The organism is Ruegeria sp. BHSC029, from assembly GCF_059613085.1.
In genome coordinates, this window is sequence record NZ_JBXWRU010000004.1 from 299,900 (window position 1) to 324,199 (window position 24,300).

Sequence of the window (24,300 nt, forward strand, 5' to 3'; positions counted from 1 at the left end):
AAGCCCAATGAGAACCCATGCACAGGCCGTCGTGATCGGAGGGGGCCTTGTCGGTTGCTCGATCCTCTACCACCTTGCCAAGCTGGGCTGGACCGACGTGATCCTGCTGGAGCGGGACGAACTGACCAGCGGGTCCACCTGGCACGCGGCGGCCAACATCCACGGGCTGCACGACAACAACAACGTCACGCGCATCCAGCACTACACGATGAACCTGTACAAGCAGCTGGAGCAGGAAACCGGGCAGGGCTGCGGCGTGTTCCAGCCGGGATCGCTGTATCTCGCCCAGACCGAAGCGCGCGAGCACCAGTTGCGCCTGCAAGAGGCCAAGGCGCGGTTCTACGGCTTGAACTTCCATGAAATCAGCCGCGAACAGGCGATGGAGCTGCACCCGCTGGCGCAGTTCGATGACATCCGTTGCATCATGTATGAACCCGACGGCGGCAACGTGGACCCCTCGGGCGTGACCCACGCCTATGCCGCCGGAGCGCGGGCGCTGGGGGCTGAGATTCAGCGGTTTTGCCCTGTAATAGGAACTGAACAGCAGCCTGACGGCTCGTGGATCGTGCGCACGGAAAAGGGCGACATCCACACGCAATGGGTGGTCAACGCCGCCGGGTTGTGGGGGCGTGAGGTGGCAGCGCTGGCGGGGCTGGAACTGCCGCTGCAACCGACCGAGCACCAGTATTTCGTGACCGAGGCGATTGACGAGGTGGCCGCCCTTGGCCGCCGTCTGCCCTCGATCGCCGACCGCGACGGCGAGTATTATTTCCGGCAGGAAGGCAACGGCCTGTTGATCGGCGCCTATGAGAAAGACATGCGGTTCTGGGCCGAGGACGGCACGCCGCTGGATTTCGCCCATGACCTGTTTCCCGACGATCTGGACCGGATCATGGAAAACGTGATCCGCGCGACCGAGCGTGTGCCGGTGGCCGCGACCGCAGGTGTGAAACGGGTGATCAACGGCCCGATGATCTGGTCTCCGGATTCCAACGCCATCTGGGGGCCGGTGCCCGAGCTGCGCAACTATTTCTGCTGCACCGGCATCATCCCCGGATTCTCGCAATCGGGCGGGCTGGGGCTGTTGGCTGCGCAATGGATGATCGAGGGCGAGCCGCAATACGACATGTTTGCCTGGGATCTGGCGCGGTTCGGCGACTGGGCCGACAAGAAATTCACCAAGGCGCGGGTGGCCGATCAATATTCCCACCGCTTCGCCATCCATTTCCCGAACGAGGAACGCAGCGCCGGCCGCCCCGCCCGCGTGCGCCCCGCCTACGAGATGCAGAAACAGTTGGGCGCGGTCTTCGGCCTCAACTGCGGCTGGGAACACCCGCTGTGGTTCGCCGACCGGCCCGGAACGGTCGAAACCACCGGCTTCACCCGCCAGAACTGGTTCGAACCGGTGGGGCACGAGGCCCGGATGCTGCGCGAGAGCGTGGGCATGATCGACATCTCGAACTTTGCCAACTACGTCGTCAAGGGGCCGGGCGCGCATGACTGGCTCGACCGGCTGGTGGCCAACCGGGTGCCGACCGAGGTGGGGCGGTCTTGCCTGACCCCGCTGATTTCCGTACGTGGCGGCGTGGCGGGGGATTTCACCATCACCAAGGCGGCCCAAGACGAATACATGATGATCGGCTCGGGCATGGCCGAACGCTATCATCAGCGGTTCTTCAACATGGTGGACCTGCCTGAAGGCACCACCGTCGAGGTCGCCACAAACCGCATCGCGGGCCTCAACATCGCCGGCCCTAAATCGCGCGAGGCCCTGCAACGGCTGACCAACGCCGATCTGTCGAATGAGGCGTTCCGCTTCATGCGCTCGGCCACGATCGAGGTTGCCGGGGTCACCTGCCTTGCCATCCGCGTCAGCTTCACCGGCGATCTGGGGTGGGAGCTGCACTGCGCCGAAGAGGACCAAATCAGACTCTATACAGCGCTTCTGGACGCTGCCCGCGCCTGTGGTGGCGGGCCGGTCGGCGGCCGTGCTCTGGGCGCGTTGCGGATCGAAAAAGGCTATGGCTCATGGGGGCGCGAGTATTCGCAGGAGTACTGGCCGCACGAGGTCGGTCTGGATGGGTTGATCAAGCCAGACAAGGATTTCCTGCACAAGGCGGCCTGGCTGGCGATCAAGGACAATCCCGCGCGCGAGGTGCTGTCGATTTTCGAGGTCGATGTCACCCACGATGCCGATGCCAGCGGGGGCGAGCCGATCTTCACCCCAGATGGTACGCCCGTCGGGCGCGTCACCTCGGGCGCCTATGGCTATACGGTCGGCAAGTCGCTGGCCATCGGATACGCCAACCCAGCCGTGGCCCAGCCGGGTGACGAGGTGCATGTCTTCATCCTGGGCAAGCCGCACAGGGCGCGGATCCTGCATGCGCCTCCGTTCGACCCAAAGGGCCTGCGCCTGCGAGACCAGAAACCGGCGATGGAGGGTGCCAAGTGACCGAAACCTTCGCCCGCGTCGCCGAGTTTGTTCTGAACCGCCCGGCGGACCAGATGCCCGACAGCGCGCGCGAAGCGGCGGCCCTGATGCTGCTGGATACTTTGGGCATCGTGATCGCCTCGACCCCGATGGAGGCCGGCGTGATCGCCCGCGACACTGCCGCATTGCTGTACGGATCGACCGATCCTGCATTCTCGGCGCGGATGCTGTGCGATGGGCGCCGGGTCAGTCTGGCAGGCGCGGCCTACGCGGCCGCCACGCAGACCGACAATCTCGACGGGCACGACGGCTACAACCCGACCAAGGGTCATATCGGCGTGGTGGTCGTGCCCGCGCTGTGCGCATTGGCCGAACACTTCCCTGATCTGTCGGGACCCGATGCATTGGCCGCCGTCATCACCAGCTACGAAATTGCGGGCCGCGCGGGTATCGCGCTGCACGCCACCGTCAGCGACTACCACACCTCGGGAGCGTGGAACGCACTGGGCGCGGTTGCCATGGCCGCCCGCTTGCGGGGCCATTCACCGGACCAGTTGCGCCAAGGCCTTGGTATTGCCGAATATCACGGCCCTCGCAGCCAGATGATGCGCGAGATTGCCAACCCCACCATGCTGCATGACGGCTCAGGCTGGGGCGCGCTGGTGGGCATGTCGGCGGCAATTCTGGCCGAGCGCGGCTTTACCGGCGCCCCCGCCATCACCATCGAGGAGGACCGCGCCGCACCCTATTGGCAGGACCTCGGAACGTTTTGGCAGATGGAACATCAATATGTGAAACCCTATCCGATCTGCCGCTGGGCCCATGCCGCCATAGACGGGCTGCGCATGGTGATGAACTCGCACGGTCTGACCCATCACCAGATCGCCCGTGTCGAGATCCACAGTTTTCACGAAGCGGTTCAACTGTATTCGGGGATGCCCGAGACGACGTCGCAGGCGCAATACTCGCTGCCATTTGCTGTCTCGACTTTTGCGGTACACGGGCGGATCGGGGTCGAGCACATCGGCGGCGATGGATTGTCCGATCCGATGGTCGCCGATTTCCTGAGCCGCATCACCGTATCCGAGTCGGACCGCCATAATTCCCGCTTTCCCGCTGGGCGCTGGGCCGACGTTCAGGTAACGACGCAAGACGGTCGCGTTTTCCGCTCGGGCGACATCCATGCCCGGGGCGGGCCTGAGTCTCCGATGTCGCGACAGGACGTCATCGACAAGTTTGTCGAGTTTTCTTCTCCGGAAATCGGAGAGTCTGCTGCCAAGAATCTGAGCAGGGCGGTTTTGAACCTTACCGATCCCGGCACCCGGTTTAGTGACATAGTGCAGCCTCTCTACCGGTCGGTGAAGTCGTCAGCCTGACCCGACCAGCCTTGCAGTTGCAAAGGATAGGTCGACAGCGTTTCATATCGTGCGCCGTCCGGCCGAAGTGTGGAAGAGTTCAGGTTGAACTGGGTCACCACCATGGTGGTTTGGGGAACTGGGATATGCAAAATGGCCTTGTTTAGAGCCGATTCAATACCCCGAACTATGGTGATATGCGGTCGAAAGCGGCGGCGTTGCAGCGTCAGCCCGGCCCGCCCAATGCACTGCAGGACGCTTTCATGCAGGTGCAGGAGTCCAGGATCGGGCTCTACCACCATGTGCAGCGAGTTTCCGAAACTGCCCAGCCCGGACAGTCTGACGGAAATGGCCGGGCGCCTCAGCACTTCGAAGTGATCATTCAATTCGATCAAGGCGTTTCGGGTCTGGTCGCCGAGAAAAGCCAGCGTCAGATGAAGGTTTTCAGCAGGCAAACTTCGACCGCAATTTGCTGCGCGAGCGACGTCGGCGCATATCTGGGCGATTTCGGAAGATACGGGAATGGCGACAAAACATCGAATGAGCGCTCCGGACATCCGTTGCCCCTGATCTGGAAAAGGTTGAATTTGCCGGGCAGTCTGCCGGTGCTTGCTCTTTCAGACAAGCGCATGCTCTCAATGCGAGGCGCACAAGCCGGCTGTTCGTCGCGCGGATCCTGACTATTCCAATTCAGTTGTCACGTTCAGCAATTCGGTTATCTTCTGCCGCGTGTCGGCGCTGGCCTCAAGCAGCTGTTCAGCGTCCGAAATCGGCTTGTCCGGTTCTCGCTGCACTGGCGCACGCAGGGCCGAGCTCAGATCTATGACCTGCCCCAGCGCGGTGTCCTTCGCCCCAACTTCTTCCAAGTTGAATCCCGCCCACCATGACAGGCGCGCGGCGGTATCTTCATCCCCTATGTCCCGCCAAGCCTCAACGGCGGCCGTGTAATTGCCCATATCGGTCAGGGCTTGTGCCCGCAGCCTTTCAGCGACATCGGAGGGATCCTCGGCCAATTCGCGCAGGGCCAGATCCGGTCGGTTTTCCAGCAGCGCGGCCCGGGCCCGAAGGATGGCGCGGTCGCGCCTGCGTGTCCCATCCGAACCTGCATCAGTCAAGTCTCGGGCTTGCTTGGCAAAGCCGAGGTCCGCAAAACGCTTGGCAAGCAACAGCGAAGTCTCGGTCGAATTAGACTCTAGTTCATATGGTTTCAGAGTACTTGAATACAGCAGAAAGGTCAGATCATCGGCGCGCGCTGCTGCCAGCTGCAAGATACGATTGCGCGTGCCGGACCAGGTCTCGTCTCCGCGATGGGCATCAAGGATATTGAAGGCCGCAGAAAACTCGCTGCCAAGGGCAAGCGCCAGAGCGTGACCGCGGGCCATGACCGGGCCCAATTCAGAATTGCGCAGTTCGACCGCGTAGCCCGAGATCAGATCGATTTGGCGTCGCGAAACGGCCCCACCCTCTGCCCACTTCTTTTCAGCGAGCCGGGCCAGGGCAAGCGGGGCTTCCAAATCCGAGCTTGGGTTGTCGATGACGTCGTTCAACAAATTGTCGCGGGTGTCCGCATCTCCCTCAGCGGCAGCAACAGTTGCCTGCGCGAGTGTCACCTCGGGGTGTTGCAGAGTTTGGACGCGATCCACCGAACGAAGTACCCGCCGGGCGGCTTCAAGCTGGCCGGAGGTGACGAATATCTCGGCCAGCCGGGGGCCGAGGATCCGGCGTAGATGCTCAGGAAGCCTCAGGTACGCCTGTTCCATCCGTTCCTGCTGCGCATCATCCCGCAACTGGCCATCCGCCATCGCGGCCCACATGGCAACCGCGCCGTCGCAGTGTTGCAACCCACGCAATTGGTTAGGCTCTGATACAGGCTGATCATCAATTATTTGCGCGACCGCTCGAACCCATTCCTGTTCCGGCGATGCATCTTCGATCAACTGCAGAACCTGTATGGCCTCTGAACCGAAACCCCAGTGTGCCAACAGCTTTGCGAGCTTGAGCGCGATGGATCTGTCGACCCTGTCGAACTCCAGGAACAAGCCCGCTCGCAGCTCAGCCACCTGATGCGTAAAGGGCCGACCGTCAGACCAGGTGTCGAACCCCAATTCGGCATCCGAAATACAGGCTGGCAGTGACTCCAGAGGTTGCAGAGGTGGCTCTCCCAGTTTGCCCAACTCGTCAAGGATCGAGCTTACCTGGATATGAGCAGGCAGATCCTGCGCGATGTCCGGAAGCGCTTCCGGCACCGAGGCACGCGGACCCGGAGGTGTGACATTCAGGTCGACAAGCTCGCGATCCGAGCCTTGCAACAGACGGGTCGAAAGGCGCTGCTGCAGGCCATCGCGATCCAGTTGCGGAAGTGGGGCAACGATTTCAATTGATGGCGCTTCGGCCTGTGGACGACGTTTGGAAGTCTGTTCTGGGATCAGAATCGATGGAATGTCCAGACTTGGCGGAGGCAAGGCTTTTTGCGCCGCTATGTCCACAACGATCATCGTATCCTTGTACAAAAAAGCGGTCGCGGCGCAGTCACAGCCGAAGTCCAACTCAAGCGGCGCGCCGGAATCGGCCTGCGATATGGCCTCAAGCCGGCCTGTGGACAATCGTGCAAAGACCGATCCGGTCTTGAATTCCACGTCGTCCAATTCGACCGCAAGGCGCGCACCGTTTTTCCGGTGGGCGAGGCTCCAGTTGGTGCCCGCAGGAACGCTGAGAACAAGCCGCGTGAAGCCGTCATGTTCGCCGGACCGCACCGGAACATCCTTTGCCAGCACTCCAGTTGCCGATGCGCTCAGGCCAAGGGTCAGGAGCAAAATCCGGATCATGCTGCCGCCTGCTTGATCTCTTTCAAGGCTTCTTCCAATTCGGTGAAGCCGGGGCGATTGTGGGTCGGCGTGTTCTGGCGACCAACCTCGATACACATTGCGGGGTTGTGATTGTGCAGGTTGGCAACCAGAACTTCCCGGATCAGTTGATAGAAGTGATTGTCTTCCTCCACGACCGCTTTCAGCTTTCCGGCGAAGGGGCCGACCAGACCGTAGGCCAGAAAGACGCCCAGGAAAGTCCCGACAAGGGCACCACCGATCAACTTGCCCAAGACCTCGGGCGGTTGGTCGATCGAGCCCATGGTCTTGATCACACCGAGAACCGCCGCAACGATTCCCAGTGCCGGCAACCCGTCCGCCACGGTTTGCAGGGCGTGGCTGGAATGCATGGCGTGGTGGAAATTGGCATCCATCCGCTTTTCCAGAACCTCTTCAACCTGATGGGGATCGTCATAGTTCATCGCCGCCGACCGCATGGTGTCGCAAATCAGGTCCACCGCCTCTTTGTCCGCCTGTATTTTGGGGAAAGCCGTAAAAATGGCCGAGTTTTCAGGGTCTTCGATGTGCTGCTCGAGCTCGACCGGATTTGAACGGGCAAGCCGGATCAGCGAGAACAGAAGGCATAGCAGATCGCGGTAGTCCTCGGGCTTCCATTTCGGGCCTTTGAAAACCTTGCCCAGATCCTTGACCGTGTGTTTGACCGCCGACATGTCATTGCTGATCAGAAAGGCGCCGATGGCGGCCCCGCCGATCATCATCATCTCGAACGGCAGAGATTTGAGGATGATGGCCATCTTGCCGCCGGCGGCGAGGTAGCCGCCGAACACCATTACGAAAATAACGACGATTCCAAGAATTCCGATCATGTGGTCTCTCCGGCAGAGCGGTCTTTGAGGGTGGGGCTCATGGCGGCTACTCAGTGGGGGCGTTGGCGTTGCGTCCGGCCATTACGACGCTGATGGTATAGGCGGCCTCGGGGCTGAGACCGGCCATCACACCCGCAGCAGCCTCAGGCGGCATACGCGACAGGAAACCGGCCGCAAAAACCGGGTCCATCGTTTCGAACAGCGCCGCGGCGTCCTTGGGCTTCATGTTCTGATAGACATCGGTCAGACGGGTAAGGTCGGTTTCAGCCGCCTTGTCCGCCACGGCCAATGTTTCGCGCAGCGATACCTCGGCCTCTTGCAAAGCGGAAAGGCGCGTCGCAATGGCCTCGTTGGCAATCTCCAGGGCACGCTCCCTGTCGCGCAGCGCGCTCTCACGCTGTTTGACGGCTGCTTCCCGACGCAGCAATTCGGTCAGCAAGGCTTGCATGTCCGGTTTTTCGTCCGAGCCGGCGCTGTGTGCAGAGACTTCCGAGGGGTCAGGCCCCCTTGCCAAAGCCGGCCCAGCCTCAAGCGCCAGCCGTATGATGGCGGAACTGATCATCAAGGCTGAAATGAGGGTCAGAGCGCCACCACGTGGTCGACGCTGGGCAGGTTGCAGGCTGAGCATCAGGATCGGGCCTCGCTACCTTGCGCCTTGTGCCTGAAGAACAATACGCCTTTGGGAATCGGGCCGGGATCCTCTGCGGGGTCGTTGGTGGATTTGACCTCGGCTTCCGGCTTGGATGGCTTTGGTTCCACCGCCTCAGGCTCGGCGGGTTGCTCGGGTGCTTGAGGCCCGGATTCCTCTTTCAGCGAGACCGGTTCCGCTTCGAGAGGTGACGGCTTTTTGGTTTCGGCCGAGGAAATTGCAGGCTCCTTAACCTTGGGTTTGTCCTCGGGGATCACGTCGTGCATCGACGCCATGATCAACTCAAGCCGCTGTGCGACTGACTCGGCGCGCTCGGTCAGATCCTGCAGTTTGTGCCCGGACTGGTCAGATGCAGCACGCGCGGCATCCAGGGATTTTTTCAGTTCTTCCGCCTGTGCGGACAGCACGGAAACCGCGCCACCGACGCCCCGCTCCAGGTCCGTGAACCGCCTGAGGCGTCGGGCCAGAACAAAACAGTACAATCCGGCCCCCAAGGCGCCGGCGACCAGCAGAATGTCCGAGATCAGTTCCAATTTCGCCTCCTAGTTCAATACGAATTCCGTGACCAGAACGTCACGTACCCGACCTTCGCCAACGACGATGCCGATGCGCCGCAGCAGGTGCCCGCGGATGCGAACCAGAGCCAGCGAGTCTTCGAGGTCGGACAGGTTGATGGCCCGGAGATAGCCGTTCATCACGTCCATGATGCGGGGAATCATCTTTTCCACCTCGGCCTCGTGACCGGCGGCCACCTCAAGTTGAGCGTGGAATTTCAGATGGCGCGAATCGCCGGAATTCACGGACACGATCACGGGCGGCAGGTCGACGAACCCGACATCCGGCAACGCATCGATCGCATCTCCGGCGTCCGCGTTTTCCGCTGTTTCTCCCTCGGCCTCTGGGCCTTTGCCCAAAAGCCCGGACGCGGTCACATAGTACCCGCCCGCAGCACCTAGCAGCGCCAGAACCGCGCCAATCATCAGTCCGTTTTTGCTCGACTTCTTCGGGCCTTCTGCCTCATCCACGGTCGCGTCTGTCATGGCGTCCTCATTCTTGCGTTCGGCACCCGTCATAACCCCGCAGGGACTAACCGATTGTTAAGGGCAATCGTTCAAACAGGGCCCGAGCCGCACAGAATGTCGGCGAGTCGGAGGTGAGCGTGCAGCAGATCGGAACTGTCTGGGCAAGTTTGGGCAGGCGCAAACAAATCATCGTGGCGGGCACGGCTGTCGTCGTGTTCCTGAGTGTCCTGGCGATGTCGCGGTTGGTGACATCTCCGTCCATGACACTCCTCTATGCGGGGCTGGAAAGCGGGGCAGCGGGGGATATCGTCCGGGCCCTGGATCAACGCGGTGTCACCTACGAGATTCGTGGCGGCTCAATCTATGTTCCGGGCTCGCAACGCGACGAGTTGCGCATGACCCTGGCAAGCGAGGGTCTGCCTGCAAATGGCAACCGGGGTTATGAACTGCTGGATACCCTGAGTGGGTTCGGTACGACCTCGCAGATGTTCGACGCTGCCTATTGGCGCGCCAAGGAGGGTGAACTGGCGCGAACCATCGTCAGCAGCCCTCATGTGGGGCAGGCGCGGGTTCACATTGCCAGCGGGTCCACAAGCCCGTTCCAGCCCAGCGTTTCGCCAACCGCTTCGGTCTATCTGGTGCCATCCGGGGCCAAGATCACGGTCGAACAGGCCAAGGCGATCCGTTTTCTGGTGGCCTCCGCCGTGACCGGCCTCGCGCCCGAGGATGTTGCGGTGATCGATTCCAACGGTGCGGTGATCGGCCCGCAAGAGACGGCGGTTGCCGCCGACACTGCCGATGACAAGGCCAAGGTCCTGCGCGACCGCGTCCTGCGGCTGGTCGAGGCGCGCGTCGGACCTGGCAATGCGGTGGTCGAAGTCAGTGTCGACACGGTTACCGAGACCGAATCCATAAGAGAGCGGCGGTTCGACCCCAAGGGCCGTGTCGCAATCAGCACCGATGTCGAGGAACGGTCGGATACCTCCCGCAATCAATCGTCTGATGTGACGGTCGCGTCCAACCTGCCGGACGGGGACGGCAATGGCAGCGATGAATCGAATTCTTCAGCCACGCAAACCCGCGAGCGGATCAACTATGAGGTTTCAGAGACCGAGCTTGAAGTTCTGCGGGTGCCGGGGGCCATCAAACGCCTGACGGTTGCCGTGCTGGTCAACGGAACCCGAACAACGGACGCCACCGGTGCCGAGGTTTTTATGCCGATGGCACAGCCGGAACTGGACGCTCTGGAAGAGCTTGTCGCCTCGGCCGTGGGCTTCAATGCGGATCGCGGGGATGTCATCACGCTGAAATCCCTGGAACTGCCCAATGTCGAACCGCAAGGAACATTGGCGACCGCTTCGGTCTGGCAAAGCATCCATCTGGATACGATGTCGCTGATACAGATGGCAGTGTTGGCCATCGTATCGCTGGTCATGGGGCTGTTCGTGATCCGGCCGATCCTGACCGGTTCGGCCGCAGTGCCAGCCTTGCCGCCTGCCGCAGCCTCCGCCGAGGGCGGCGCGCCATATCTAGTCGGTGAAATCTCAGATGCTGATGGACAGGAATTCAGCGCTCTCACCGGCCAGGGTGAAAACGGAGGCTCTGTGCCTGCGATTGGGTCCACGGCAAGCGAAGATGCGGTCGGCCGTTTGCGCGCCCTGATCGGGGACAAACAGGAAGAAACGGTCGAAATTCTGCGGAGCTGGCTGGAAGAAAACGAGGAGAAGGTGTGATGTCGATCGCCCACCTGCTCGAGGATTTCACGGCTCAGGCCGACGGCGCGGATCTGCGATTGCTGGACGAAGAAGCTTTGGAGGAAGAGCGGCTTGCCGCTTTCGAACGCGGATATGGTGCGGGGTGGGAGGATGCGTTGCAGGCCCAAACCCAAGGTCGTGCTGCGCTGGCCGAGGATATGCGGGCAGCCTTCTCCGACATGTCCTTCACCTACCAGGAAGCTCTGACCCGGATGACCTTGTCGCTTGAACCGATGTTCAGCGCTCTGGTTCAGACCGTCCTTCCCCAGGCGTTGGATCGGGGACTTGCCGCCCGCGTGATCGAGCAGTTGAGCGAAATGGCCAAGGCGCAGGTTGCACAACCGATCCTTCTGTTGGTTCCACCCGGTGTTGAAGGGGATGTCGAGGCAATGTTGCCCGCCGACATAACGCCCCTCCCCAAGGTCGTCGCGGACCCCGGGTTGCTGCCGGGTCAGGCGCGGTTGCAGGTCGGCACAGCCCGGTCCGAGGTTGATTGCACCGCGCTGCTGGACGCGATCGCCGCCGCTTTCGACGCATATGTTTTTGAGGCAAAAGAGGCTTTGTCAAATGAGTGACGCACCTGCATCCAAACCTGAAAGACCCAACCCGTTCGAAGCCGTTCCCATAGAGGTGACGGTTTCCGTCGGTCGGGCGCGCCCCTTGATACGCGACCTGTTGACCATGGGTGAGAACGCCGTTCTGACCTTGGACAAACGGGTCGAAGATCCGGTGGATCTGTATGTCGGCGACCAATTGGTCGCCCGTGGTCTGCTCGAGGAAATGGAGGGGGACAATGCCGGTCAATTGGCGGTGCGTCTGACCGAGATTTCGGATTTCCAGAACGGACTTGGATGATGCGCCGGGCGGCCTGGTGTGCATTGGCGATCCTTGTGCTGACACCAGCACTGGCATCGGCACAGGAGCTGTCGCTGTCATTGGGCGACGGCGGATCCATATCGGCGCGAACCATTCAGTTGATCCTGCTGATCACGGTGCTCAGCCTGGCACCAGGCCTTGCGATCATGGTGACCTGTTTTCCATTTCTGGTCACGGTACTGGCCATTCTGCGGCAGGGGATCGGATTGCAACAGTCCCCGCCCAACATGCTGATCGTCAGCCTGGCGCTGTTTCTTACCTATTTCATCATGGAGCCGGTCTTTACCCAGGCTTGGGACACCGGGATCCGACCGATGGTCGAAGAAACACTTGCGGTAGAGCCTGCATTGGAACGTGTCATGGTGCCGTTCCGCGAGTTCATGGTGGCGCGGCTGGATGGTGACACGTTTCGGGCCATGGCGGCCTTGCGCCCCGACACCGCGTCGATGGAGCTGTCGCCGGAGGCGCCACTGTCGGTTCTCATGCCGTCGTTCATGTTGTCCGAGGTTGCCCGCGCGTTCCAGATCGGATTCCTGATATTTCTACCGTTTCTGATCATCGATCTTGTAGTGGCTGCGGTACTCATGTCGATGGGGATGATGATGGTGCCGCCCGCCACGGTTTCGCTGCCGTTCAAACTGGCGTTTTTCGTGATTGCAGATGGGTGGTCCCTGATCGCCAGTGCCTTGGTGCGAAGCTATTCCTAGCCTGCGTGTGGACGGTCTCAGCGCCGGATCTGCAGCCGTGCCCGCAGACCCTGATCACCCGCTTCAAAGCGCAGCGAGCCGCCATGCTGCTCTGCCACGGTTGCAACGATTGTCAGGCCCAGCCCGAACCCGTCGGACGACCCGATGTTCGAACCGCGCCGGAACGGGGCCATCAGCGCCTCGATATCCGAAACGGACAAGTTGGTTCCCTTGTCTTCGACGACAATCGTGGCGGTTTCCGCGTCGGTTTCCAGTTCAACCGTTGCGTGGCGCCCGTATTTCAGCGCGTTGTCGATCAGGTTCGTCAACGCCCGTTTCAATGAGATCGGTCGCGCCATGACAAGGATGCGGCGGGTTTCCGGAAGCGAGCCATGCCCGCGCCGCGACATGAAGAGCGACGCCGCGCCCTCCACCTCGACCGGGGCGACCTGTTTCAGGGTCACAGGCAGATCCATGTCCTGATAGTCGGCAACCAGCGACTCGACCAGTGAGGTGAGGGAGATTTGGCGCGGGTCCTCGATGCTCAGTTCCGAGCGGGTGTAGGTCAACACGCTTTCGATCATGCCCGTCATCTGGTCGACATCGGACTCCAGCTTCTCTCGCAATTCGGCGTCCGGAATCAGCGCCGCGCGCAGACGCACGCGGGCCGCTGGCGTACCAAGGTCGTGGCTGACGCCGGACAGGACCGTGGCACGCTTTTCCAGCTGTGCGCGTTCGTCCTCCAGATGCGTATTGACCGCCGATACGATGTCGCGCAGTTCGGCCGGCCCGGACATGTCGTAGCTGTCCGGACCCCCGCTGCGCCGGCGGTCACGCAGCGACTGGGAGAACCGCGAAAAGCTGTCTGTCACATTGCCGACCGATGTCAGAATGATCGCAAGTGCCACGACGGCCAGAAAGATCGCGGGCAGGCGCAGGTCGGTCGGGGCCGCATCGCACCCCCAGACCTGCGTACCGTCGATCTTCTGCCAGGCGCCCTGACCGAACCGGGCCACCAGAATGGGTTCGCTGCAATAGGTGGCCAGCAGGCGTGTCAGGTTGCCCATCTTCTGCGGCCCGGTCTGGTCGCTGCCTGACACGATGTCGGATACCGGATAGACCAGCCGGTCGGACAAGACCGCAAGCGTCAGGTTCCGTCCGCTAAGCGGTGCGGAACTGTCGGTCAGAATGGACAGGTTGGTCAGAAACCGGCGTCCTGCAAGGTCGGGCAACTGCTCGAATTCACCCGCATCGGCCAGACTTGCGGCCTCGGGCGGCAGTGGCGTGATCAACACGTCGGGATGCGAGGCGCGACCTGTGCGCAGATCTTCGTAGACCGAGAACCCGGCAACATAGGCCCGGGTCAGATAGGCGTCCCAGTTGCGAACGGATGAAAACCACAGTCCTGCCGCCAGCAGCCCGGCAGCAAACGCACCCAGGCTCCAGGCCCAGCCCAGATCCCGCAGGCGCAGGGTCATGCCTCCTGTTCCACGGTGACCTCGCAGGCGAAGACATAGCCGACACCGCGGGCCGTGCGCAGCATCTGCGGATCTTTGGGGTTGGCCTCGATTTTGGAGCGCAGCCGCCCCACCAGAACGTCGATGGCCCGACCCTGCGCTTCGGGCTTGTCACCGGTGCCGGTCACGTCCAGCGCGGCGGCGATCTCGTCGCGGGTCAGCGGAATGTGCGGGTTGGCCAGCAGCACCTTGAGCAACGCGGTTTCGCGCTGCGACAGCGACACCTGGTACCCGTCCGGGGCATGCACCTCGTCGCGTTTGCCGTCATAGACCCATCCGCCAAAGCGGAACGTGCGGATCCGTCGGCGATAGGCCAGCGATGGCGTGCGCCGCGCGCGCTGCATCACCGCGCGCACACGCGCCAGCAGCAGTTGCGGGTTGAACGGCTTGGCGATGTAGTCGTCGGCGCCAACCTCGTACCCGGCCATCCGCTGATGATCGGCAGACAGGGCCGACACGAAGATGATCGGCACGTCCTGCTCGCGGCGCAGGCGGGCGCAGATATCGACTCCGTTCTCGTCACCCAGCATGACGTCCAGAAGGATCAGGTCGATGCGGCCTGACTTCAGGTGTGCCTGCACCTCGCGCTCGGTGGCTGCTGGCAGGGCAATGAACCCGTTCTGGTGAAAGAACTGGGTCAACATCGACCGGATTTCCGGATCGTCATCCACAACCAGCAGACGTGGAATGCTCACACTGTTCCTCCCCGATTTCCCCCTCGACGCTGCCCTCAATTGTAACGGACTGCAACAGATTCAAGGTCAACGTAACACGCTGTAACAAAAGGCGGGAAAATTTGCAGCCCGCGCCGGATACATGGGAAATTTGCCATTGCCAGACGGCAAGCGGCTACCGGTAATGTCCCGCATCGCTGCCCCGCGGCAGCAAACAAGGATCTGGGAGGATACCAAACATGAAACGTTTCGCACTCGCCACGGCGTCGTCGCTGGCCGTTCTGGCTGGCACGTCGGTGATGGCCGAACCGCAGGCCGAAGTTCTGCACTGGTGGACATCGGGCGGCGAGGCCAAGTCGGTCGCCGTTCTGCAGGAAGAATTCGCGGCCAATGGCGGCACTTGGACGGATATGCCCGTTGCAGGCGGCGGCGGAGACGCGGCGATGACCGCGCTGCGCGCCCGCGTTCTGGCCGGCAACGCGCCGACCGCCGTTCAGCTGAAAGGCCCGGCGATCCAGGAATGGTATGAAGAGGGTGTTCTGGCGGACATCTCGAACGTTGCCAAGGCCGAGGGCTGGGCCGAAGTCCTGCCCGCCTCGATCGCGGCGCATATGCAATGCGAAGGCACCTGGTGTGCCGCACCGGTCAACGTGCACCGTATCGACTGGATCTGGGCAAATGCCGACATCCTGGCCGCCAATGACATCGAGATGCCGACCACCTGGGACGAGTTTAACGCCGCTGCCGAGAAGCTGCAGGCCGCAGGCATCATCCCGCTGGCCCATGGTGGTCAGGCCTGGCAAGACGCAACCGTCTTCGAAGCAGTTGCGCTGGGCATCGGCGGACCCGAGTTCTTCAAGAAGGCCTTTGTCGATCTGGACCCCGAGACTCTGACCTCGGACACGATGGTTCAGATTTTTGACCAGATGCGCACCCTGCGCGGGTTCGTTGATGAGAACTTCTCGGGCCGCGACTGGAACCTGGCCACCGCCATGGTCATGAACGGTGAGGCCGCCTTCCAAATCATGGGTGACTGGGCCAAGGGTGAATTCCTGGCCGCGGGCAAGGTCCCCGGCGAAGACTTCCTGTGCGCCTCGACCCCCGGTGACGGCTATCTGTACAACGTCGACAGCTTTGCCATGTTCGACGTGGACGGCGACGACAAGCGCGCCGGTCAGGAACTGCTCGCCAAGCTGATCGTGGCCCCCAAGTTCCAGGAAGTGTTCAACCTGAACAAGGGGTCGATTCCGGCGCGGACCGACGTCGCACTGGACAAGTTCGACATCTGCGCCAAGATCTCGGCCGAAGACATGGGCGCTTCGTCCGCCAATGGCTCGCTGCTGCCGTCCTACGCGCATGGCATGGCGCTGCGCGGTGCGCAGGCTGGTGCGATCACCGACGTCGTGACCGCACATTTCAACTCGGATATGTCCTCGGCTGACGCGGTTCAGCAACTGGCGGACGCGGTGGCAAACAGCTACTGATCCAACACGCTCTGCCCCCTATACTGCGGGGCAGAGCATCTTTCCCCGGAGGAAAAAATGTCCGAATGGCTGGAAAACCACCTTCCCAAGGTGGTGCTGGCACCGTCGTTCATCGCCGTATTGATCTTTGTCTACGGATTTATCGGATGGACCGCCTGGGTGTCGCTGACCCGATCGAAACTGCTGCCGAAATACGAGATCAAGGGCTTCATCCAATATGACCGCCTGTTTGACTCGCCCCGCTGGGACACGGCGATCAACAACCTTTACGTCTTTGGCGCGCTGTTCATCGTGATCGCGATGGTGCTGGGCCTGCTGCTGGCGATCCTGCTGGATCAGAAGATCCGCGTCGAAGGCGCGATCCGAACGATCTATCTCTACCCGATGGCGCTGTCGATGATCGTGACCGGCACCGCGTGGAAGTGGATCCTGAACCCGGGTCTGGGTATCGAGGCCATGGTCCAGGGCTGGGGCTTTCCGAATTTCAAGTTCGACTGGCTGGTGAACCCGGACTACGCGATCTACACGATCGTCATCGCCGCGATCTGGCAGAGCTCGGGTTTTGTCATGGCGCTGTTCCTGGCCGGGCTGCGCTCGGTGGATGGTGAGATCATCAAGGCCGCGCAGGTCGATGGCATCCCCACCTGGCGGATCTATACGGCAATCATCATTCCGTCGATGGCTCCGATCTTCCTGTCGGCCTTCATCGTGTTGGCGCACCTTGCGATCAAGAGCTTTGACCTTGTCATTGCCCTGACAGGCGGTGGTCCGGGTTACGCAACCGATTTGCCCGCAACATACATGTACGCGATGGCGTTTTCGCGCGGCGATATCGGCCAGGCGGCGGCGTCCGCGATGATCATGATGCTGGTCGTCTTTGCCATCGTGGTTCCTTACCTCTACTCAGAACTGAGGGCGAAAAATGACTGATCTGTCGATGCCCCAAACCCGAACCCGCAGCCAGAGTGCCACGGGCAAGATTGCCCTGCGTTGGTTGCTGTATGTCCTGCTTGGTCTTTTTGCGCTCTACTACCTGATGCCGCTTTTCGTGATGCTGACCACATCGCTCAAAAGCCTCGAGGAAATTCGTACGGGATCGCTGATCTCGCTGCCGCGCGAGGTCAGTCTGGATGCCTGGAAAACCGCCTGGTCAGGCGCCTGCACCGGTATCCAGTGCGAAGGCCTGCGGCCCTATTTCTGGAACTCGGTCCTGATTGCGGTCCCTGCCGTGGCAATCTCGACCCTTCTGGGGGCGTTGAACGGATTTGTCGTCGCGCAGTGGCGTTTCAAAGGGGCCAACATCATCTTTTCTCTGATGCTGTTCGGTTGCTTCATCCCGTTCCAAGTGGTCCTGCTGCCGATGGCGCGTCTGCTGGGCCTGATGGGGATCGCCGGAACCATTCCGGGCCTGATCTTCGTCCACGTGATCTATGGGCTTGGCTTCACAACGCTGTTCTTCCGCAACTACTACGTCACCATCCCGGCCGAGCTGACCAAGGCGGCGCGAGTGGATGGTGCCGGGTTCTTTCGGATCTTCTGGTCGATCTTCCTGCCGCTGTCGCTGCCCATCATCGTGGTGACCGTGATCTGGCAGTTCACCCAGATCTGGAACGATTTCCTGTTCGGCGTTTCGTTCAGCCAGGCGGGCACGCAGCCCGTGACCGTGGCGCTCAACAACATCGTCAACTCAACCACCGGCGTCAAAGAGTACAACGTCGACATGGCCGCCGCGATCATCGCGGGGCTGCCGACGCTGCTCGTCTATGTCGTTGCCGGTAAGTATTTCATCCGCGGCCTGACCGCCGGTTCCGTGAAGGGATAACCCATGGCTCCCATCCTCGATATCCAAAACCTGTACAAGAATTACGGCGCAACCGAGATTCTGAAGGACATCAACATCTCGATCGAACCGGGCGATTTCCTGGTGCTGGTCGGCCCTTCGGGCTGTGGCAAGTCGACCCTGCTGAACTGCATCGCCGGGCTCGAGCCGATCTCGGGCGGGACGCTGTCGATTGGCGGCAAGGACATGACTCATGTCAGCCCCAAAGACCGCGACATCGCGATGGTGTTCCAGTCCTACGCCCTGTACCCGACCATGTCGGTGGCCAAGAACATCACCTTTGGCATGAAGGTGCGCGGGGTCGATCAGGCAACTCAGGACGCCAAGCTGAAAGAGGTCGCCTCGCTTCTGCAGATCGAGCCGTTGCTGAACCGCCGCCCCAGCCAATTGTCGGGTGGTCAGCGACAGCGTGTGGCAATGGGCCGGGCTCTGGTGCGTGACCCCAAGCTGTTCCTGTTCGACGAACCGCTGTCAAACCTGGACGCCAAGCTGCGGGTCGAGATGCGGACCGAGATCAAAAAGCTGCATCAGACGCTGGATGCCTCGATCGTCTATGTGACCCATGATCAGATCGAAGCGATGACCCTGGCCACCAAGATCGTGGTGCTGAAGGGCGGTGTGGTGCAGCAGATCGGCACTCCGGCCGAGATATACAATCGCCCCGCCAACCTGTTCGTGGCCGATTTCATGGGCTCGCCGGCGATGAACCTGATCCCGGCGCGGGTCCAGCGCAACGGGACCGGCACGCAGGTCGCCATTGCGCGGGATGGGGCTGACCCGATCGTGCTGACGGATACGCGCGATCTGGACCTGCCCGAAGAGGTGATCCTGGGCCTGCGCCCCGAGGATATCGCTGAATCCGGGTTCCGCGCTGGTGCCGGTGTGCAAGAGGCCGCCTGCCTGGTCGATATGGTCGAACCGGCCGGTGCCGATACCTACGTCGTGTCGGAACTGGGAGGCAAACAGGTCACAGCCCGCCTGCATGCCGAGACCAGTGCCAGGGCCGGTCAGATGCTGAACCTGGCCTTTGACATGAGCAAAGTGTCCTATTTTGCGAAAGCGACAGGCGAACGCCTGAACTGAGCCACGAAAAAAGCCGCGCAGGGATCCTGCGCGGCGTCATCACTACTCTGACCGGTTGGTTCAGCCGGTCTTTTTCAGGTCATTGATCAACTGATCCAGGTTGCCCTTGCGCGTATCCAGCATGGCGCCGATCTCGGTCCGCTCTGTCAGCAGCAGGTTCACGCCTTCGATGAACATGTTGTAGAACTTGTCGCGACCCGATTTGTCCGACACCAGGAAGGTCACTTCGAACGGCGCTTCGCCGCGCAGCTTGACGCTGCTGCGAACCTCGTAGCCGGCCTTGATCTTGCGGGCATTCTTCACGGTGACCTCACCCCCGATGAATTCGCGGAAGCGTCGACCGTATTTGCGCGAGATATACCCCTGGAAAGCCTTGGTGAATTCGCGCATCTGTGCATTGCTGGCGCTGCGCGCATCGGCGCCCAGCGCATAGCGCGCCATGATCGGAACGTCGGCATACTGCACGAAGATCTTTTCGAAATCGCGCAGCATGGCGCTTTCGGATTTGCCCGACTCGATTACGCGCGTGATGTCGGAAACGACGCTGTTGACCAGTTGTGTCGCGCTGGCCTCGGTCAACGCCAGGGTCTGCTGCGGAAGGCCAGCCACGGCCAGCCCGGCCAGGGCGGTGGCGGCAAAGGTACGGCGGTTCATGGCGTTATTCAGCATAGGGGTCCTCATATGGGTCCTCGTAAGGGTCAAGGTATGGGTCCCTGACCGGGTCGGTGCCGGTATCGGCGTAGGGATCGGAATACAGACCCAGATAGGCATCCTCATCGTCCCTTGCCAGTTCGAACCGGCGGTTTTGCAAATAGATCAGGCGGGCCTGAGCGTAACTGTCTGCGCTTTCGTACAGAATCGAGTCGACCGTGTCCGAGAATCTGCCCCGATCGCCCATCCGCCGTACCACCTCGGCATAGACGCCCAGGTTGTCGGCCGGTCGCGTCGGCGAGAAGTTGATCGGGTTCGAGAACAGGTTGACCACAACGCCGACCGCATCCCGGGTCGTCGAGGGGCCGTAGAACGGCAGTTCGACATAAGCCCCTTCGCCGAAGCCCCAGACATGAAGCGTTTCGCCGAAATCGGTATCAACCGGCGGCAGGTTCAACTCATCCGCCGGTTTGGACAGACCGAACCCGCCCACGGTCGAGTTGATCACGAACCGCAGCAGGGCGTTGCCCGACTGTTTCAGATTGCCCTGCAGCAGATAGTCGACGGCCTGTCCGGGCAACGAGATGTTTTCAGCGAAGTTGTTGAAGCTGGTGACCATCGGGTCGGGTACGATTTTCACATAGCCTTTCGAGGCCGGGCGGAACAGGAACCGGTCGACGCCTAGATTGAACTTGTGAATGCCGCGATTTGCGTTTTCGTAGGGGTCGAAGACCTCGCCGCGGGCCGCTGCGTCCTGGGGCTGCGACGCGCAGGCCGACAGAACCGCGAACAGCGACACTGCGACGATGTGCTTGAAACGGATCCGGTTGGACACGGTCTTGGTTACTCCCGATCGTCCGGATGTAATCCAGCCGGACACTCAATCAATACGTTTTCTCGTTGGCACAACGGACCAATTCAACGGCACATAGTCGTTTCGCACTCGAAAGGAAACTCCTAGCGTTTAACCCGCGCGCCGGACCCGGGTAAAGTGGCCTGCATTCAACACATCCGCATGAGTGGAGACCTGCCCAAATCGCGGGCAAATGCGAAATTGCCGGTTTCCGGCTTTTCGTGGGCGGTGTTCCCGGTTAGCGTCCGCCCGAGTCACATGAAGTTGAGGACAATCACATGAGCATCGCAGCCAAACTGGAATCCCTGGGCGTGACCCTGCCGGACGCCCCCGCACCGGCAGCCAACTACGTCCCGTTCGTGCGGGTGGGCAACATCGTCTATGTGTCGGGCCAGATCTCGAAGGACGATGCGTTGATCACCGGCAAGCTGGGTGCCGATATGGATGTCGCTGCCGGTGCGGCGGCGGCCCGGGTCTGCGCGATCAACCTGCTGGCCCAGGTCAAGGCCGCCTGCGGCGGGGACATCGACAAGCTGGTGCGGGTGATCAAACTGACCGGCTTCGTGAACTCGACCGCCGATTTCACCGACCAGCCGCAAGTGATCAACGGCGCGTCCGACTTCCTGGTCGAGGCGCTGGGCGATGCGGGTCGCCATTCGCGTTCGGCCGTCAGTGCCGCGTCGCTGCCGCTGGGCGTCGCGGTTGAGATCGAAGGGATTTTCGAGATCCAATGACACCGTCTCTGCCTCGTGTGTTCATGGGCGCGCCGATTGCGCATCGGGCGCTGCATGACATTCGCCAGACCCGCCCGGAAAACAGCCGGGCTGCCATCCGGGCCGCCATTGCTGCGGGTTACGGGATCGAGATTGACCTGCAGCTGACGTCGGACGGCCATGCCATGGTGTTCCACGATTATGACATGGCGCGCCTGACCGGCCAGTCCGGCGCGATCCAGCAGATCACCCGGGCCGAGGCCGCGGACCTTCCGCTGCTGCACGGGGACGAGGGGATCCCCTCGCTTGAGGAAGTTCTGCAACTGGTGGCGGGCCGCGTGCCGCTGCTGATCGAGTTCAAGGATCAGCACGGTGCGATGGGGCCTGTGGACGGGCGGCTGGAAGGGGATGCGGTCGCGCTGCTGAAGTCCTATGACGGTCCGGTCGCGCTGATGTCGTTCAACCCTAACTCCGTGGCCGAGCTGGCCCGGCTGGCGCCGGAGATTCCGCGTGGGCTGACGACCTGTTCCTACAAGCCCGAAGTCGAGCATCTGCCGGCCGAGGTCTGCGACCACCTGCGCGACATCCCCGATTTCAACCGGGTTGGCGCCAGCTTCATCAGCCACGAGGTGCAGGACCTGGCCCGCCCCCGCGTGGCCGAGTTGAAGGCGCAAGGCGTGCCGATCCTGTGCTGGACGGTGCGCTCGGCCGAACAGGAGGCCGAGGCGCGAAAGGTGGCCGACAACGTGACCTTCGAAAACTATCTGGCCGCCATTCCGGGTTGAACCCGGCTGCCGGCGTCACAGATAGTTCAGGGGGACGCAGGAGGGCACATGGACCAGTCACAGATCGAGATCCGGGTTCTGTCGACGCTGGATCAGATCCCGGCGGCCGAATGGGACAGTTGCGCCTGCCCCGAGGCCGCCGACGGCACCCGCCCGCTGGACCCGTTCACCACGCATCGGTTCCTGCGCGCGCTGGAAGACAGCGGCTCGGTCGGGCGGGGCACCGGCTGGCAGCCGAAATACCTGACCGCCTATCTGGACGGCCTGCTGATCGGGGCCGCGCCGATGTACGCCAAGTCGCACAGCCAGGGCGAATACATCTTCGATCACAGCTGGGCCCATGCCTATGAAAACGCGGGCGGGCGGTATTACCCGAAATTGCAGATCGCGGTGCCCTTCACTCCGGCCACCGGGCGGCGGTTCCTGACACGGCCCGGTTATGACGGGATCGCCATGTCGGCGCTGGTGCAGGGGGCGGTGCAACTGGCCGCCGACAATCGCCTGTCGTCGCTTCACGTCACCTTCTGCACCCAGGACGAGGCGCTGGCCGGGCAGCAGATGGGCCTGCTGGCGCGCGACTCGCAGCAGTTTCACTGGCTGAACGACGACTATGCCGATTTTGAAGCCTTTCTGACCGCGCTGTCCTCGCGCAAGCGAAAGAACATCCGCAAGGAACGGGCGCAGGCCAATGCCTTTGGCGGCGAGATCCGCACCCTGACCGGCGCCGATCTGCGCCCCGATCACTGGGACGCGTTCTGGGAGTTCTATCAGGACACCGGCGCGCGCAAGTGGGGCTCGCCCTATCTGACGCGGCAATTCTTTGACATCGTTCACGAAACCATGGCCGATGACGTGGCGCTGGTGCTGGCCGAGCGGGGCGGATACCCGATCGCGGGGGCGCTGAACTTCATCGGGCGCAAGACCTTGTTCGGGCGCTATTGGGGCTGCAACGAACATCACCCCTGCCTGCATTTCGAACTGTGCTACTATAGGGCGATCGACTTTGCCATCGCGCATGGTCTTGACCGCGTCGAAGCCGGCGCGCAGGGAGAACACAAGCTGGCGCGGGGTTATCTGCCCACGCGCACGCACAGCCTGCACTGGATCGCCGATCCCGGCTTTGCGGACGCCGTCGCGCGGTATCTCGAGGCCGAGGCCCGCGCGGTGGGGGAAGAGATCGAAATTCTGACGGATTACGGCCCGTTCAGAAAAGCCAACCCGGAGGAACAGCAATGAGCGAACTTCTGTCGACCGAGACCCGTGGCCCGCTGCTGGATCCGCTGTTCAAGAACGGCTGGACCATGGTCAAGGATCGTGACGCGATCACCAAGACCTTTATCTTCGACGATTTTGTCGATGCCTTCGGCTGGATGACCAAAGTGTCGATCTTTGCGGAAAAATGGAACCATCATCCCGAATGGTCCAACGTCTACCGCACGGTCGAGGTGGTGCTGACCACTCATGACGTGGGCGGCCTGTCGTCTCAGGACGCCAAGCTTGCGCGCAAGATGGACAGCCTGCTTTAGCCGCGGTCGCCCCGCGACCCCATGCCCCCAGCCAACATCGCTACCTCGCCCAGACGACGGAACTCGGCCGGGGTCACGGTACCGTCGCTCACGTCGATGTCGCGCGGGATTCCGGCGGTGCGATTGCCCATCATCCGTACGCTACGCGCCGCCGGATTGATGTCCAGACAGCGCGTCTGATAGCAGGTCAGACCTGCCGTATTGATCTGAATGTGCGCTTGCCCGTCCGGCCCGGTCACGACCGGCGCCTGCGGGACGTCGCACGCTGCCAGCAGAACGACCGCGCCAAGCCAATAAAATACTCTCATGCCTGCGCTCCTATTGGTCACAGGGTCAGCCGTGCCGGGGCGCCGGGCCTCAATCCAACTGACCGTTCCGGTCTTTGTCCGCAGACAGGAAATCGTCATTCATCTGCGAGTCATACTCTGACCGAGAGATAGAGTTGTCGCGATTGCGGTCAATCTTCTGGAACATCTTGATATCCATGAACGGCTTGGCCTCGTCCAGACCGAGCGTGCCATTCTTGTCATCGTCCATTTCCTGATAGGCGTAATCCGAAAAGGCATCGAATTCGTCGCGCGACAGGAAACCGTCGTTGTTGGCGTCGATCGCGTTCAATTCGCGCTCATTCAGTTCGGCCACGCTGTCTGCGGCGGCAGGTGCTGCCATCATCAGGGCCGTCATCAATAGAACCGAGTGTTTCATCCTGG

Annotated in this window: 26 protein-coding genes; 14 read left to right on the top strand and 12 right to left on the bottom strand. The window is 61.8% G+C overall.

All coding sequences use genetic code 11. The annotated features are described in order from the left end of the window. Positions 1-7: 7 nt before the first annotated feature. Together AC2FML_RS11500 and AC2FML_RS11505 are read left to right on the top strand one after the other, a co-directional pair. Positions 8-2,452 (top strand): GcvT family protein, encoded by a 2,445-nt coding sequence (locus tag AC2FML_RS11500; RefSeq protein WP_496783224.1) that lies wholly within the window; start codon positions 8-10, stop codon positions 2,450-2,452. After that, a complete protein-coding gene (locus AC2FML_RS11505; protein WP_496783226.1) occupies positions 2,449-3,807 on the top strand; it encodes an MmgE/PrpD family protein in 1,359 nt (452 codons plus the stop codon). The genes AC2FML_RS11500 and AC2FML_RS11505 overlap by 4 nt, the downstream gene beginning before the upstream one ends. Here AC2FML_RS11505 and thpR read toward each other — a convergent pair. The 6 genes from thpR to AC2FML_RS11535 all read right to left on the bottom strand — a co-directional run bounded on the left by thpR (position 3,780) and on the right by AC2FML_RS11535 (position 9,166). Further along, positions 3,780-4,343 (bottom strand): RNA 2',3'-cyclic phosphodiesterase, encoded by a 564-nt coding sequence (gene thpR / locus AC2FML_RS11510; RefSeq protein WP_496735712.1) that lies wholly within the window; start codon positions 4,341-4,343, stop codon positions 3,780-3,782. The two genes, AC2FML_RS11505 and thpR, sit on opposite strands and share 28 nt — an antisense overlap. 123 nt (positions 4,344-4,466) lie before the next feature. Next, positions 4,467-6,611, bottom strand: coding sequence for a hypothetical protein (locus tag AC2FML_RS11515; RefSeq protein ID WP_496783228.1), 2,145 nt, complete (start codon positions 6,609-6,611; stop codon positions 4,467-4,469). Further along, the gene (motA, locus tag AC2FML_RS11520) at positions 6,608-7,477 is read right to left on the bottom strand and encodes a flagellar motor stator protein MotA (RefSeq protein ID WP_170364651.1); all 870 of its coding nucleotides are present in this window, start codon (positions 7,475-7,477) and stop codon (positions 6,608-6,610) included. Before motA ends, AC2FML_RS11515 begins: the two co-directional genes overlap by 4 nt. A 46-nt stretch (positions 7,478-7,523) precedes the next feature. Further along, positions 7,524-8,105, bottom strand: a complete 582-nt coding sequence (locus tag AC2FML_RS11525; RefSeq protein ID WP_496783230.1) for a MotE family protein — start codon at positions 8,103-8,105, stop codon at positions 7,524-7,526. After that, positions 8,105-8,659 carry a hypothetical protein gene (locus AC2FML_RS11530; protein ID WP_170391279.1) on the bottom strand — a complete coding sequence of 185 codons (555 nt, stop codon included), beginning with the start codon at positions 8,657-8,659 and terminating at the stop codon, positions 8,105-8,107. The genes AC2FML_RS11525 and AC2FML_RS11530 overlap by 1 nt, the downstream gene beginning before the upstream one ends. Positions 8,660-8,668: 9 nt before the next feature. Further along, entirely contained in the window at positions 8,669-9,166 is a 498-nt protein-coding gene (locus AC2FML_RS11535) for a flagellar basal body-associated FliL family protein (RefSeq protein ID WP_170364659.1), read from the bottom strand. Positions 9,167-9,285: 119 nt separating this feature from the next. Between AC2FML_RS11535 and fliF the strand changes: the two genes are divergently transcribed. Genes fliF through fliP form a run of 4 tightly spaced genes read left to right on the top strand, consistent with a single transcriptional unit; the run spans position 9,286 to position 12,485 of the window. Further along, complete coding sequence (fliF, locus tag AC2FML_RS11540) at positions 9,286-10,881, top strand: flagellar basal-body MS-ring/collar protein FliF (RefSeq protein WP_496783232.1); 1,596 nt, start codon at positions 9,286-9,288, stop codon at positions 10,879-10,881. Then, positions 10,881-11,477: a FliH/SctL family protein gene (locus tag AC2FML_RS11545; RefSeq protein WP_496783234.1), complete on the top strand. Its 597-nt coding sequence runs from the start codon at positions 10,881-10,883 to the stop codon at positions 11,475-11,477. The genes fliF and AC2FML_RS11545 overlap by 1 nt, the downstream gene beginning before the upstream one ends. Then, positions 11,470-11,757, top strand: coding sequence for a FliM/FliN family flagellar motor switch protein (locus tag AC2FML_RS11550; RefSeq protein ID WP_170341923.1), 288 nt, complete (start codon positions 11,470-11,472; stop codon positions 11,755-11,757). The genes AC2FML_RS11545 and AC2FML_RS11550 overlap by 8 nt, the downstream gene beginning before the upstream one ends. Next, positions 11,757-12,485 (top strand): flagellar type III secretion system pore protein FliP, encoded by a 729-nt coding sequence (gene fliP / locus AC2FML_RS11555; RefSeq protein ID WP_496783236.1) that lies wholly within the window; start codon positions 11,757-11,759, stop codon positions 12,483-12,485. The genes AC2FML_RS11550 and fliP overlap by 1 nt, the downstream gene beginning before the upstream one ends. Positions 12,486-12,502: 17 nt before the next feature. Here the strand turns inward: fliP and AC2FML_RS11560 are convergent, their stop codons facing one another. Together AC2FML_RS11560 and AC2FML_RS11565 are read right to left on the bottom strand one after the other, a co-directional pair. Further along, complete coding sequence (locus AC2FML_RS11560) at positions 12,503-13,942, bottom strand: sensor histidine kinase (protein ID WP_496783238.1); 1,440 nt, start codon at positions 13,940-13,942, stop codon at positions 12,503-12,505. Then, positions 13,939-14,676, bottom strand: coding sequence for a response regulator transcription factor (locus tag AC2FML_RS11565; RefSeq protein WP_480775794.1), 738 nt, complete (start codon positions 14,674-14,676; stop codon positions 13,939-13,941). The genes AC2FML_RS11560 and AC2FML_RS11565 overlap by 4 nt, the downstream gene beginning before the upstream one ends. A gap of 218 nt (positions 14,677-14,894) precedes the next feature. Between AC2FML_RS11565 and AC2FML_RS11570 the strand changes: the two genes are divergently transcribed. From AC2FML_RS11570 to AC2FML_RS11585, 4 genes are read left to right on the top strand one after another with little or no spacing between them, the layout of a single operon-like run. Continuing rightward, positions 14,895-16,139, top strand: coding sequence for an ABC transporter substrate-binding protein (locus AC2FML_RS11570; RefSeq protein ID WP_496735696.1), 1,245 nt, complete (start codon positions 14,895-14,897; stop codon positions 16,137-16,139). A gap of 57 nt (positions 16,140-16,196) precedes the next feature. Beyond that, the gene (locus tag AC2FML_RS11575; protein ID WP_170360524.1) at positions 16,197-17,069 is read left to right on the top strand and encodes a carbohydrate ABC transporter permease; all 873 of its coding nucleotides are present in this window, start codon (positions 16,197-16,199) and stop codon (positions 17,067-17,069) included. Continuing rightward, positions 17,062-17,961: a carbohydrate ABC transporter permease gene (locus AC2FML_RS11580; protein ID WP_093964103.1), complete on the top strand. Its 900-nt coding sequence runs from the start codon at positions 17,062-17,064 to the stop codon at positions 17,959-17,961. The genes AC2FML_RS11575 and AC2FML_RS11580 overlap by 8 nt, the downstream gene beginning before the upstream one ends. 3 nt (positions 17,962-17,964) lie before the next feature. Next, a complete protein-coding gene (locus AC2FML_RS11585) occupies positions 17,965-19,062 on the top strand; it encodes an ABC transporter ATP-binding protein (protein WP_170341040.1) in 1,098 nt (365 codons plus the stop codon). A 60-nt stretch (positions 19,063-19,122) separates the two neighbouring features. Here AC2FML_RS11585 and AC2FML_RS11590 read toward each other — a convergent pair whose 3' ends face one another. After that, positions 19,123-19,731 carry an MlaC/ttg2D family ABC transporter substrate-binding protein gene (locus AC2FML_RS11590; protein WP_496783241.1) on the bottom strand — a complete coding sequence of 203 codons (609 nt, stop codon included), beginning with the start codon at positions 19,729-19,731 and terminating at the stop codon, positions 19,123-19,125. Further along, the gene (locus AC2FML_RS11595) at positions 19,721-20,548 is read right to left on the bottom strand and encodes an MlaA family lipoprotein (protein ID WP_170341043.1); all 828 of its coding nucleotides are present in this window, start codon (positions 20,546-20,548) and stop codon (positions 19,721-19,723) included. The genes AC2FML_RS11590 and AC2FML_RS11595 overlap by 11 nt, the downstream gene beginning before the upstream one ends. A gap of 296 nt (positions 20,549-20,844) precedes the next feature. On the opposite strand from AC2FML_RS11595, the gene AC2FML_RS11600 reads away from it, so the two are divergent. From AC2FML_RS11600 to AC2FML_RS11615, 4 genes are read left to right on the top strand one after another with little or no spacing between them, the layout of a single operon-like run. Next, positions 20,845-21,300, top strand: a complete 456-nt coding sequence (locus tag AC2FML_RS11600) for a RidA family protein (RefSeq protein ID WP_005980179.1) — start codon at positions 20,845-20,847, stop codon at positions 21,298-21,300. Beyond that, positions 21,297-22,064, top strand: coding sequence for a glycerophosphodiester phosphodiesterase family protein (locus AC2FML_RS11605; RefSeq protein ID WP_170444056.1), 768 nt, complete (start codon positions 21,297-21,299; stop codon positions 22,062-22,064). Before AC2FML_RS11600 ends, AC2FML_RS11605 begins: the two co-directional genes overlap by 4 nt. A gap of 48 nt (positions 22,065-22,112) precedes the next feature. Beyond that, positions 22,113-23,300: a GNAT family N-acetyltransferase gene (locus AC2FML_RS11610; RefSeq protein WP_496783243.1), complete on the top strand. Its 1,188-nt coding sequence runs from the start codon at positions 22,113-22,115 to the stop codon at positions 23,298-23,300. Continuing rightward, positions 23,297-23,590, top strand: coding sequence for a 4a-hydroxytetrahydrobiopterin dehydratase (locus AC2FML_RS11615; RefSeq protein WP_170341049.1), 294 nt, complete (start codon positions 23,297-23,299; stop codon positions 23,588-23,590). The genes AC2FML_RS11610 and AC2FML_RS11615 overlap by 4 nt, the downstream gene beginning before the upstream one ends. Here AC2FML_RS11615 and AC2FML_RS11620 read toward each other — a convergent pair. Next, on the bottom strand, positions 23,587-23,898 hold the full coding sequence (locus AC2FML_RS11620) for a hypothetical protein (protein WP_170360533.1): 312 nt from the start codon (positions 23,896-23,898) through the stop codon (positions 23,587-23,589). The genes AC2FML_RS11615 and AC2FML_RS11620 overlap by 4 nt on opposite strands. Positions 23,899-23,947: 49 nt before the next feature. Then, entirely contained in the window at positions 23,948-24,295 is a 348-nt protein-coding gene (locus AC2FML_RS11625) for an EF-hand domain-containing protein (RefSeq protein ID WP_170360535.1), read from the bottom strand. Between the last annotated feature and the right edge of the window lie 5 nt (positions 24,296-24,300).